Consider the following 11788-nt stretch of genomic DNA (forward strand, 5'->3'; position numbering starts at 1 on the left):
GTTGAAATACAGAACCCCCGATGCGGCACATAGGGGGTTCTGAGTAGAGAAATGCTAGTTGAAAATGTGTAAACCTATTTCAGGACTAGACACAGGAGTACAGCAACCCGCTGTCACTCCCATTTGATGAAAAATTACCTATTTTTTAGCTCGGCTCAGGGGAAGACAACCAGACCGATCTGCTCCAGCAATGTCTGCTGCTGATCCTCGTTGATCTGCACCCCTTGCAGATCGACCCGGCGCAGATCCAGCCCCGGCAGGTCGCACTGGCGCAGATCGCAGCCCTGCAGCTTGAAGCTGGTCCAGTCAATCTGGCCAAACTCGGAGCCGCTGAGATCAGAACCCGCCAGCGAGGCACCGAACAGGTTGGCCCCCTGCCAACGGTTGCCGGTCAGCTCGCACTTCTCCAGCAGGCAACCCTCGAAGCTGGCGTAGCTGAAGTTGTTGCCGGTCAGATGGGCCTCGCAGAAGTAGCTTTTGGCGGTGATCTGGTTGGCGAAGCTGGCATGGCTGAAGTTGATACCGACCGCCTGACAGTCGCGCATCTCCAACCCCAGACACTGGCTGCGGCTGCAATCGGCCATGGTGAGATCGCAGCGTAGAAAGCTGGCCTCGCGCAGATCGCAACCCTGCAACAGGCAGCCCCGTTCACTCTCCCGATCGTAGAAGCTGCAGTCAATGAAGCGGCTATCGCTCAAATCCAGCCAGGAGAAGTTGCATCCGATAAAGCGGCACTCCGAGAACTGCTCCCCCTCCACATCCTGTTGCTCGAACCGGACATCCACGAACTGCTTGCCTCTGATCATCGGAAAACTCCTGCAAAAACGGCTTCATATGCTGACTTTATCCGCCAAAAACGGTAATGTTACATGTAACATCCACCCTGGACACCCCTATGAGCCCCACCCGCAAGCGCCGCCCCACCCTGCAAGATATCGCCGACCAGACCGGCGTGACCAAGATGACTGTCAGCCGCTATCTGCGCGACCCACAGACCGTGGCGGAGGGGACCCGCGAGCGGATCGCGGCTGTGGTGGAAGAGCTGGGTTATATCCCCAACCGGGCGCCGGACATTCTCTCCAACGCGACCAGCAAGGCGATCGGCATCCTGATCCCCTCCCTCTCCAACCAGGTCTTCTCGGCGGTGATCCACGGCATCGAGTCGGTGACCCGACCGGCCGGTTACCAGACCTTGCTGGCCCACTACGGCTACAGCCCGGAGCGGGAGGAGGAGCAGGTCGCGTCACTGCTCTCCTATCACGTGGATGGGCTGATCCTCTCCGACAGCCAGCACACCGAACGCACCCGCAAGATGATCGCCACCGCCGGCATTCCGGTGGTGGAGACCATGGATCTGCCACAAACCCCCATCGACATGGTGGTCGGCATGGATCATAGAGCCGCGGCCCGGGCCATGGTAACAGAGATGCTGCGCCGGGGCCGACGCAAGGTGGTCTATCTGGGGGCGCGGCTCGACGTACGTACCCAACTGCGGATGGAGGGTTACTATCAGGCGATGACCGACTTCGGCCTCACCGGCCAGCATCTGCTGACCGAACAATCCTCCAGCTTCACTCTGGGGGGCGAGCTGCTGGATCAGGCGCTGGTACGCTATCCCGACCTCGACGGCCTGTTCTGCACCAACGATGACCTGGCGGTGGGCGCCCTGTTGCAGTGTCAGGCCAAGTGGATCCCGGTGCCCCAGCAGATCGCCATCGCCGGTTGCAACGCCCTCGACATTGGCCACGCCATGACCCCCAAGCTGGCCAGTATCGCCACCCCGCGGGAAGCGATCGGTCGGGAGGCGGCCACCATGCTGCTGGCTCGTCTCAACGGCCAATCCCAACCCGACACCCGCAAGGATATCGGCTTCTCCCTCTTTGTCGGGGAGAGTCTTGGGTAATCCCTTCCCTCACCCACTTAAGTCACGCTGATAGCAAACAGGCCACCCGAGGGTGGCCTGTTTGGTTTTCTGCACAACTGATGCTTAGCGTTTTACCAACTCAACCGCTTCGCGGGAGAGGCGAGTCACCTCTTCCCAGTTGCCGCTCTTGACCGCATCGGCCGGCAGCATCCAGGAGCCGCCGACGGTGGCGACGCACTTGAGCGCCAGATAGTCGGCCACGTTTTTCGGGCCGATACCGCCGGTCGGGCAGAACTTCACCTGAGGCAGCGGCGCGGCAATGGCGGAGAGCGCCTTGGTGCCGCCGTTCGCTTCGGCCGGGAAGAACTTCAGATGGTCGTAGCCTGCTTCCAGCGCCTGCATCACTTCAGACGGAGTTGCCACACCCGGGATCAGCGGTGCAGTGCTCTTGGCCGCGTGGGCCAGCAGGGCCGGGGTCATCCCCGGGGAGATGACGAAGCGGGCACCGGCAGCGACGGCTGCGTCAAACTGCTCGCAGTTGAGCACGGTACCGGCTCCGACCATGGCATCCGGCATCGCCTTGGCAATGAGGGCGATGGCATCGAGCGCCACCGGGGTGCGCAGGGTGATTTCGAAGACAGAGATGCCGCCGTCGAGCAGCGCCTTGGCCATCGGCAGGGCCTGATCCAGCTCGTTGATAACCATCACGGGTACCAGCGGGGAGGCGGCAAACACCTCGGCCGGGGTCACTTTCCAGTTCTGCATAGCTCTTCCTTAGTCAAAGATGGTAGCGCCACACTCGGCGCTCGATACCGCGCGACGCATCACGCTGAACAGTTCACGGCCCCACCCCTCTTGTTCCAGAGTGAGGTCAATCTCGGCCTGGGTACGGCCACTCAAATCGGTCAGGCAGTCGAGGCTGCCGTTTACCGCGTCAACCCGTAGCAGATCGCCGTCGGCCAGCAGGCCAATGGCCCCGCCGTGCAGCGCTTCCGGAGTGACGTGGATGGCAGCCGGGATCTTGCCGGAGGCGCCGGAGAGACGGCCATCGGTGACCAGCGCCACCTTGAAACCCGCCTTCTGCAGGTTGCCGAGCACAGGCATCAGCTTGTGCAGTTCCGGCATGCCGTTGGCGGCTGGGCCATTGTGGCGCACCACGATAACGGCGTCCTGATTGAGATCACCCGCCTTGTAGGCCGCTTCCACCGCATGCTGGGAGGAGAAGACCCGCGCTGGCGCTTCAATCACCCGATACTCGGGAGCCACGGCAGAGACCTTGACCACGGCGCGGCCCAGATTGCCCGCCAGCAGCTTGGTGCCGCCGGTGGCCTGGAATACGCTGCCGGAAGGCGACAGCACGCTCGCATCGCCGCTTTCGCCCACCGGCTGCCATACCAGCTGGCCATCGACCAGTGCCGGACGGCTGAGGTAATCCTGCATCTCGCCAAAGACCGGAGTGGCGTCCATGTGGATCAGCCCCTCTTGCGCCAGACGGCGCATCAGGCCGGGCACGCCGCCCGCCTGTTCGAAGGCGTTGACGTCAGCCGGGCCGTTCGGGTACATGCGAACCAAGAGCGGCACCACGTCGGAGAGATCGCTGATGTCATCCCAGGTCAGCACCAGACCGGCGGCGCGGGCCAGCGCCACCATGTGGATGCTGTGGTTGGTGCTGCCGCCGGAGGCGAGCAGGGCCACCAGACCGTTGACCAGCGAGCGCTCATCCAGCACCTCGCTCAGCGGGCGATAGGCCGGGGAGCCCGGGATCATGGCGCTGATGCGGCGGGCCGCTTCGGCGGTCAGGGCGCGGCGCAGCTCGCTGTGTGGGTGGACAAAGGCAGAGCCCGGCAGCATCAGGCCCATGGCCTCGAATACCAGCTGGTTGGTGTTGGCGGTGCCGTAGAAGGTACAGGTGCCTGCCGCGTGGTAGGCGCCGCACTCCATCTCCAGCAGGGCATCGCGACCCACTTCACCGGCAGCGTACTTCTGACGCACCTTCACCTTCTCGTCATTGCTGATGCCGCTCGCCATCGGGCCAGCAGGAACAAATGCAGTCGGCAGGTGAGCGTGGGAGAGGGCCCCCATGATCTGACCCGGAGCTATCTTGTCGCAGATGCCGAGCAGCAGGGTCGCATCAAAGGTGTTGTGAGAGAGCGACAGCGCGGTCGCCTGGGCGATCAGGTCGCGGGAGAAGAGGGACATGTCCATCCCCGGCTGACCCTGGGTCACGCCATCGCACATGGCGGGCACGCCGCCGGCGACCTGGGCGCTGTGGCCCAGCTCGGCCAGCACTGCCTTGATCTGATCCGGATAGCCCTGATAGGGCTGATGGGCGCTCAGCATGTCGTTGTAGGCGGTGACGATGCCGACGTTGGCGCGGGTCATATCGAGAATGCGACCCTTCTCGTCACTGCTGCAGGCGGCCACGGCGTGGGCCAGGTTGCCGCAGGCCAGCGCGGCGCGGGTCTTGCCCTGCTCTGCCTGACGCTGGATGCGGGCCAGAAATGCCTGACGACGGGCGACACTGCGCTCGCGGATGCGGGCGGTGACGTCGGAAATTACCTGATGAATCATTGGGCTTGCTCCAATGCTGTGACGGCGCGGTCAACCACCTGTTCGAAGGTGCCGTCTATATCAATGTGGAATACACCGGCTTCGCCATCCGGGCGCTCCAGGGTATCGAACTGACTTTGTACCATGCTTTCACGCATGAAGTGGCCCTTGCGGGCACGCATCCGCTCGAGGATCAGCGGCTGGCTGCCATCGAGGAAGATGAAGCTGACCGACTCGTTGCCTTCGCGGATCTGGTCGCGGTACTTCTTTTTGAGGGCGGAACAGACAATGATGCCGGTCTCGTTCTTCTGCTCGAGACTGTAGGCGGCGTCGCGGATCCGCTCCAGCCAGGGGGCACGATCCTCATCGTTGAGGGGGTTGCCGCCAGCCATCTTCTGGATGTTGGCCTTGGGGTGCAGGTCATCACCATCGATGAACTTGGCGCCCAGCGCTTCGGCCACTTTCAGACCCACGCTGGATTTGCCGCTACCACACACACCCATCACGATAATGCACTTACCCGCCATAATTTGACCTCTGTCCCACTTTTCAAAAAACCAGCTGTTGATGGGTTCTAATCTAACACGTTACCGGTAACATGTTACCGGTAACGTTGCGCAATGTGAAGTGGAGCACAGAAATGTGCATAACAACAATCGGTATTATTTGAGGACACATTTATGGACGGAGCAATGAACACGCCAGATGTAACCTATCTGCTCTCGGTTGCAGTAGGGGCAATCGTCATGTTGCTAATGCTCATCATGCGGTTCAAGGTTCACGCCTTCGTGGCATTGACCCTGGTGAGTCTGCTGACAGCATTGGCTACCGGCGTCACCTATGATCAAGTGATCCCCACCATGCTAACCGGCTTCGGCGGCACGCTGGCCTCGGTGGCACTACTGGTCGGATTGGGCGCCATGATTGGCCGAATCCTGGAGATGACGGGGGGTGCCAAGGTTCTGGCCGATACCCTGATAAACCGCTTCGGATCCCACCGCGCGCCCTTCGCGCTCGGTGTGGCCTCCCTGCTATTCGGCTTCCCGATCTTCTTCGACGCCGGCCTCATCGTCATGCTGCCCATCATCTTCAGCGTGGCAAAGCAGTTTGGCGGCTCCGTCCTCAAATATGCACTCCCCTCCGCCGGTGCCTTTGCGGTGATGCACGCCTTCCTGCCACCACACCCAGGCCCAGTGGCCGCCAGCGAACTGCTGGGTGCCAACATTGGTCTGCTGACTGTCGTGGGTCTACTGGTCGCGCTGCCCACCTGGTACCTAGGCGCCTACCTATTCGGGCTCTGGTCCGGCAAGAAGTTTGACCTCCCCCTGCCCCCAAGCTTTACTGCCAGCGCCGAGCAGGTAGCTGACAAGGCCCCCAGCTTCAGCCAAGTGATTTCCATCCTGCTGCTGCCGCTACTGCTGATCTTCATGGATACTGGCCTCAATACCTTGGGTACCATGGGAGTCATCGACAAGGGAGCGGACTGGGTCAACGTGCTACGCATGATTGGCAAGACCCCGGTGGCCCTGCTAATAACCGTGCTCTACGCCCTCTTAATGTTCCGACAGACTCAGGGCAAGGTACAGCTCGAAAAGTTCTGCAACGATGCATTAGCCCCCGTCTGTGCCGTCATTCTGGTAACAGGTGCCGGTGGCATGTTCGGTGGGGTGCTGCGTGCGAGCGGCATCGGCACTGCGCTTGCTGATGTACTCTCCGACACCGGCATGCCAGTAATCCTTGCCGCCTTCCTTGTTTCTGCCGCACTGCGGGTTGCTCAAGGCTCGGCTACCGTAGCGCTGACTACCACAGCTGCGCTGATGGCGCCGACCGTAGCTGCTACCACAGGACTAAGCGAGCTGGATCTTACCTTTATCGTCATCGCCATCGCAGGCGGAGCAACCGTACTTTCCCACTTTAACGACTCTGGTTTCTGGCTGGTCAGTCGCTTTCTCAACATGGACGAGAAGACAACCCTCAAAACCTGGACCGTCATGGAAACACTACTTGGTACCATAGCCTTTCTCATTGTGGCGTTGGCCAGCATGCTTTTCTAAATGACTAGTTAGCCCGTCACAAGGATGCAGGCGGGTCGCGTCCGTCCGCCATTCGCAACCGTTGCCAGAAAAAGGCCTCACTCGTGAGGCCTTTTTCATCTTTCTGATGATTCTTTCTTTGGCTGAGAGGGCGAGATTGCTAGAATCGCCTATTCATCGCTCCGAGTGGAACGCTTAACCCCGTGATTTCAGGTTTATCTATGCATTCATCGGCCCATTATCGACAACTGCTGGCGCGCCTGCCCCAGATCGCCGTCGCAGCGGATCAGTTTGAAGTGCTCTATAGCGCCCAGGATTTCAAACGCCGCATTCTTGCGCTTATCGCCAGTGCCACCCGGCGCATCTATCTGGTCGCGCTCTATCTGCAGGATGACGAAGCAGGCCAGGAGATCCTCTCCGCCCTCTACGCCGCCAAGCAGCGCAATCCGACCCTCGACATCAAGCTGTTCGTCGACTTCCACCGTGCCCAGCGCGGCCTGATCGGCAAGGGCAAGCAGGGCGGCAACCACCTGATGTATCAGGCCATGGCTGCCGAACACGAGCACCAGATCGAAATCTACGGCGTGCCGGTCAAAGGGCGCGAGCTGCTCGGCGTGCTCCACCTCAAGGGCTTCATCTTTGATGATGTGGTGCTCTACTCCGGTGCCAGCCTCAACGACATCTACCTGCACCAGCAAGATCGCTACCGCTTCGATCGCTATCACCAGATCACCAGCCCGGAGCTGGCCCGCAGCATGGTCAACTATGTGGATGACCTGTTCGTGAAGAGCGACGCGGTGCAGCGACTGGATCACAGCGATATCCCCAGCGCCAAGCAGCTGAAGGGGCCGATCCGCCGCTTCAAGCAGAACCTGCGCCAGAGCCAGTACCGCTTCAGCACCATGCCGGTCAACACTCAAGAGGTGGCCGTCACCCCCATGGTGGGTCTGGGTAAGCGCAACAATCAGCTCAACCTGATGATCCGCAATCTGGTGCGCGCCACCGAGCGGGAGATCTTCATCTGCACCCCTTACTTCAACCCCCCCAAGGAGTTGAGCAAGGATATCGAGGATCTGCTGCAGCGCGGCTGCAAAGTCACCATCGTAGTGGGCGACAAGACCGCCAACGACTTCTTCATTCCGCCGGAAGAGAAGTTCTCCACCATCGGTGGCCTGCCCTATCTCTACGAGACCAACCTGCGCAAGTTTGCCGAGCGCAACCAGCGCCACATCGACGACGGCCGCCTCAACCTGATGCTCTGGTGTTGCGAGCGCAACTCCTACCATCTCAAGGGGATCTTCGTGGATGACGAGTGGGCCCTGCTAACAGGCAACAACCTCAACCCCCGCGCCTGGGCGCTGGATCTGGAGAATGGCCTGCTGGTACACGATCGTCGCCACCTGCTGCGTCCCCAGTTCAACGCGGAGCGGGAGAACATCCTGACCAACACCAAGCGGATCAGTCACTTCGATCAGGTGGAGCAGATCCAGGACTACCCGGAACAGGTGCGCAAGCTGCTGGGACGGATCCACCGGGTCAAGGCCCATTTGCTACTCAAGCGGATTATCTGACCTTGGGCGCCATGCGCCCGCACCTTGCCTGTTGGCAACAACACAGAGGCCTCCCGTTTTCGGCAGGCCTTTGTTATATCCGCCGTTTCCCTCGCCTTGGCGGCCCTGCCAGCAGCAACTCGGCTTGCATCGGCCCCTCAACAACCCCTATCATCTGGACATATTTACAGTATTTTCGGGCATCTAATTGATGAAATTGGATAAAATTCCTCTCGATAGCCTCAAGGGTGTCGGCAGCAAGATGCTGGAGAAGCTCGAGCGGCTGGGGCTGGCCACGGTACAGGATCTGCTGTTCCACCTCCCCCTGCGCTACGAGGACCGCACCCAGGTGTGGCCCATCGGCGATCTGCCGCCCGGTCTGCACGGCGCCGTCGAGGGCGAAATCCAGGACACTCAGCTGGTGATGGGGCGCCGCCGCATGATGGTCTGTCGCATCAGCGACGGTACCGGCACCCTCACCCTGCGCTTCTTCAACTTCACCGCCGCCCAGAAAAACAGTCTGGCGGCGGGCCGTCTGATCCGCTGCTTTGGCGAGGTGCGTCCCGGCAAATACGGGCTGGAGATGGCCCACCCCGAGTACAAGCTGCTCGGCGAGGAGCAGGCCGGTCAGACCGAAGAGGCGCTCACCCCCGTCTACCCGACTACCGAAGGGCTGCGCCAGCTCACCCTGCGCAACCTCACCGATCAGGCGCTGGCCCAGCTCGACCTCTATGGCGTCGAGGAGCTGCTGCCCGCCGGACTCTATCCCCATCAGATTGAACTGGCTGCCGCCCTGAAATTGCTGCACCGCCCACCTCCCTCGGTGGCGCTGCCGCTGCTGGAAAGCGGCCAGCATCCGGCCCAGCAGCGACTGGTACTGGAGGAGCTGCTGGCGCACAACCTCTCGGTCTTGAAGGTGCGTGCTCAGGCACAAACCCAGCTGGCCCGCGCCCTCAAACCGGCGCCCGCGCTGGTCGAGAAACTGCTCGGCGCCCTGCCGTTCAAGCCCACCGGCGCCCAGAGTCGGGTGGTGGCCGAGATAAGTAATGATCTGCAACAGAGTCACCCCATGATGCGGCTGGTGCAGGGCGACGTGGGCTCTGGCAAGACGCTGGTTGCGGCACTCGCCGCCCTGCAAGCCATCGGTAACGGCTGTCAGGTGGGCTTGATGGCGCCGACCGAGCTGCTGGCGGAACAGCACGCCATCAACTTCGCCAAATGGCTGGAGCCGCTCGGCATCGGAGTCGGCTGGCTGGCGGGCAAACAGAAAGGCAAGGCGCGGGAAGAGTCGCTGGCCGCGATCAAAGATGGCAGCGTCAAGATGGTGGTGGGCACCCACGCCATCTTTCAGGAGCAGGTGGTGTTCCAGCGCCTGGCGCTGGTCATCATCGATGAACAGCACAGATTCGGGGTGCATCAGCGTCTCGCCCTGCGCGAGAAAGGAGAGCGGGAAGGGGTACATCCCCATCAGCTGATCATGACCGCCACTCCCATCCCCCGCACCCTGGCGATGACCGCCTATGCCGACCTCGACACCTCGGTCATCGACGAACTGCCGCCGGGCCGCACCCCCATCACCACAGTCGCGCTGCCCGACAGCCGTCGCGGCGATGTGATCGAGCGGGTCAAACTCGCCTGCACCGAGGGCAAGCAGGCCTACTGGGTCTGCACCCTGATCGAGGAGTCGGAGGTGCTGGAGTGTCAGGCTGCCGAGGATACCGCCGCCGAGCTGCAGAACCTGCTGCCCGGCCTGCATATCGGGCTGGTACACGGCCGGATGCGCCCGGTCGAGAAACAGCGGGTGATGGAGGAGTTCAAGGCAGGCATACTGCAACTGCTGGTCGCCACCACCGTCATCGAGGTGGGGGTGGATGTGCCCAACGCCAGCCTGATGATCATCGAGAACCCGGAACGGCTCGGGCTGGCGCAGTTGCACCAGCTGCGCGGCCGGGTTGGCCGGGGTGCGGTGGCCTCTCACTGCGTGCTGCTCTATCATGCCCCCTTGTCCAAGACGGCCCAGAGCCGACTCGGGGTGCTGCGGGAGACCAACGACGGCTTCCTGATCGCCCAGCGCGATCTGGAACTGCGCGGCCCGGGGGAACTGCTCGGCACCCGCCAGACCGGTCTGGCCGACCTCAAGATCGCCGATCTGGTGCGGGATCAGCCGCTTATTCCACAGGTGCAAAAAATGGCGCGCTTCCTGATGGATAGGCACCCAAGCCATGTCGAACCCTTGATTCGCCGTTGGCTCGGTTTGCGAGACCACTACTCAAACGCCTGACAACAAATCCCAAAACAGGAGGAAAGCAACCATGAATTCCTGGCTACGCGGCCTGCTCTACACCTTCGCCTTCCTGCTGCTGTTTGTCTGGATTGCCCTCGGCCTGTTCGACGCCGAGCGCGCCAAAGGCCCCATCGCCAGCTGGATCAGCCAGCAGACCGGCGTACCGGTCACCATAGGGCGACTGGTGTTCAACCCGCTGCACCCTTACACCCTGCTGGCAGAGCAGGTACGCTACGGCGATGCGGTCTCCCTCGACAAGATCTATCTGGAGATCGAGAGCATCGACTGGCTGAGCCGCGACGTGCGCATCGCCCATCTCGATCTCATTCGCCCCGCCATCAAGCTGCCGCTGCCCAACCAGCTGCCGAACCTGCCGGTGCACTCCCTCACCATCAGCGACAGCACCATAGACCGGCTCAGTCTGGAAAGCCCCGAGCTGACCCTGCGCGGTCTCAATGCCACCCTGAGCGACTGGGAGCTGATCGACCCGAAACGGCAGCCACAGGCCAACCTGAGCCTCAATATCGGCCAGCTGGAGACTCCGCAGTTCACCTTCGCCCGTCTCAACCTGCAAGGACGGCTGGAAGGAGAAGTGCTGCGCACCGACAAGCTGGTGACCAACCTGTTTGACGGTCTGCTGGAGACCGGCATGGTGCTGGACTGGCCCGCTCGCACCCTGCAACTGCACGATCTCAAGGCACGCGGCATGCGGATAGAGCTGGGTGATCTGACACAGCAAGGCTTCCCGCAGCGCTTCCCGTTGCAAAGCGTGTCGCTGGATCGCGGCCAGCTGGACGGCGTCAGCCTCAACGACATCAATCAGGAGCTCTCCTTCAACAACTTCAGCGGCCAGCTCACCGCCTTCAACTGGCAGGCGGGCAACCAGCCCACCGGCTATCTGAGCGGCACCCTGGGGGACATGGGGCGCGGTCTGTTCCAGCTGGAGGAGATCAAGGGCAAGCTCGCCTTCTCGCCCCAGCAGATCGACGGCGAACTGCAGGGCAAGGCCTATGAAGGGGAGTTCAATGTCGAGCTATCCCTCGATAGCCAGCAGCAGAAGCTGACCCTGAAAGACGTGGCGCTGAGCGGCATGGATATCAGCCTGCCGCAAGGGTGGTGGCAGGATTGGCAGAGCTGGCGCCCGCAGCAGGTCGATATCCGCAAGCTGGCGTTCGACAAGCTCAAGGTGCTCTCCTTCGACGATACCCTGCCCCTGTCGCTGACCGGCTGGCAGCTCTATCTGAGCGATCTCGCCCTGCGCGATAATCAGCCCGGCCCGCTGCTCGGCCGTGCCCGCATCGAGAGCAAGTGGTTCGAGCTGGTGTGGGATGGCCTCAGCGCCCGCAACGGCGAGCTGGATGGGGAACTGACTCCCAGCTCCTGGCAACTGGGCAAACTCACCAGCTCGCTGCCGGATGAGGGCACCCTCAGCCTGAGTGGCCAGTGGGGCCGCGAACCGGGCCAGAGCAGCCGCCTGCAACTGCAGGCGACCAAGCTGGATCTGCAG

Annotated in this window: 9 protein-coding genes; 5 read left to right on the forward strand and 4 right to left on the reverse strand. The window is 61.9% G+C overall.

Going from position 1 to position 11788, the window contains the following annotated elements; all coding sequences use genetic code 11:
- Positions 1-155: 155 nt before the first annotated feature.
- Positions 156-806 (reverse strand): Qnr family pentapeptide repeat protein, encoded by a 651-nt coding sequence (locus AB5Y85_RS08945; RefSeq protein ID WP_005340643.1) that lies wholly within the window; start codon positions 804-806, stop codon positions 156-158.
- Between the two features lie 89 nt (positions 807-895).
- Between AB5Y85_RS08945 and AB5Y85_RS08950 the strand changes: the two genes are divergently transcribed.
- Entirely contained in the window at positions 896-1903 is a 1008-nt protein-coding gene (locus AB5Y85_RS08950) for a substrate-binding domain-containing protein (protein ID WP_257687514.1), read from the forward strand.
- A gap of 84 nt (positions 1904-1987) precedes the next feature.
- On the opposite strand, the gene AB5Y85_RS08955 is transcribed toward AB5Y85_RS08950, so the two are convergent.
- The 3 genes from AB5Y85_RS08955 to AB5Y85_RS08965 are packed head-to-tail and all read right to left on the reverse strand — an operon-like array spanning position 1988 to position 4941.
- Positions 1988-2629, reverse strand: a complete 642-nt coding sequence (locus tag AB5Y85_RS08955) for a bifunctional 4-hydroxy-2-oxoglutarate aldolase/2-dehydro-3-deoxy-phosphogluconate aldolase (RefSeq protein ID WP_005342660.1) — start codon at positions 2627-2629, stop codon at positions 1988-1990.
- Between the two features lie 9 nt (positions 2630-2638).
- Positions 2639-4435 (reverse strand): phosphogluconate dehydratase, encoded by a 1797-nt coding sequence (gene edd / locus AB5Y85_RS08960; RefSeq protein ID WP_100644830.1) that lies wholly within the window; start codon positions 4433-4435, stop codon positions 2639-2641.
- The gene (locus AB5Y85_RS08965) at positions 4432-4941 is read right to left on the reverse strand and encodes a gluconokinase (RefSeq protein WP_005340649.1); all 510 of its coding nucleotides are present in this window, start codon (positions 4939-4941) and stop codon (positions 4432-4434) included. Before AB5Y85_RS08965 ends, edd begins: the two co-directional genes overlap by 4 nt.
- Before the next feature lie 153 nt (positions 4942-5094).
- Between AB5Y85_RS08965 and AB5Y85_RS08970 the strand changes: the two genes are divergently transcribed.
- The 4 genes from AB5Y85_RS08970 to AB5Y85_RS08985 all read left to right on the forward strand — a co-directional run.
- Positions 5095-6468 carry a GntP family permease gene (locus tag AB5Y85_RS08970; RefSeq protein WP_101530379.1) on the forward strand — a complete coding sequence of 458 codons (1374 nt, stop codon included), beginning with the start codon at positions 5095-5097 and terminating at the stop codon, positions 6466-6468.
- A gap of 200 nt (positions 6469-6668) precedes the next feature.
- Positions 6669-8018, forward strand: a complete 1350-nt coding sequence (gene pssA / locus AB5Y85_RS08975) for a CDP-diacylglycerol--serine O-phosphatidyltransferase (RefSeq protein ID WP_257687513.1) — start codon at positions 6669-6671, stop codon at positions 8016-8018.
- 190 nt (positions 8019-8208) lie between these two features.
- The gene (recG, locus tag AB5Y85_RS08980; protein ID WP_368221343.1) at positions 8209-10278 is read left to right on the forward strand and encodes an ATP-dependent DNA helicase RecG; all 2070 of its coding nucleotides are present in this window, start codon (positions 8209-8211) and stop codon (positions 10276-10278) included.
- 31 nt (positions 10279-10309) lie between these two features.
- Positions 10310-11788 (forward strand): membrane assembly protein AsmA (locus tag AB5Y85_RS08985; RefSeq protein ID WP_368221344.1); only part of this gene is annotated, 1479 nt, incomplete at its 3' end.

This window comes from Aeromonas sp. R3-1 (assembly GCF_040908345.1).
Classification (GTDB): domain Bacteria; phylum Pseudomonadota; class Gammaproteobacteria; order Enterobacterales; family Aeromonadaceae; genus Aeromonas; species Aeromonas veronii.

What these genes read in the sequence shown, in the direction of transcription:
- edd (WP_100644830.1), bottom strand. Translation starts at nt 4,435, where the DNA reads ATGATTCATCAGGTAATTTCCGACGTCACCGCCCGCATCCGCGAGCGC.
- AB5Y85_RS08945 (WP_005340643.1), bottom strand. Translation starts at nt 806, where the DNA reads ATGATCAGAGGCAAGCAGTTCGTGGATGTCCGGTTCGAGCAACAGGAT.
- recG (WP_368221343.1), top strand. Translation starts at nt 8,209, where the DNA reads ATGAAATTGGATAAAATTCCTCTCGATAGCCTCAAGGGTGTCGGCAGC.
- pssA (WP_257687513.1), top strand. Translation starts at nt 6,669, where the DNA reads ATGCATTCATCGGCCCATTATCGACAACTGCTGGCGCGCCTGCCCCAG.
- AB5Y85_RS08955 (WP_005342660.1), bottom strand. Translation starts at nt 2,629, where the DNA reads ATGCAGAACTGGAAAGTGACCCCGGCCGAGGTGTTTGCCGCCTCCCCG.
- AB5Y85_RS08950 (WP_257687514.1), top strand. Translation starts at nt 896, where the DNA reads ATGAGCCCCACCCGCAAGCGCCGCCCCACCCTGCAAGATATCGCCGAC.
- AB5Y85_RS08970 (WP_101530379.1), top strand. Translation starts at nt 5,095, where the DNA reads ATGGACGGAGCAATGAACACGCCAGATGTAACCTATCTGCTCTCGGTT.
- AB5Y85_RS08965 (WP_005340649.1), bottom strand. Translation starts at nt 4,941, where the DNA reads ATGGCGGGTAAGTGCATTATCGTGATGGGTGTGTGTGGTAGCGGCAAA.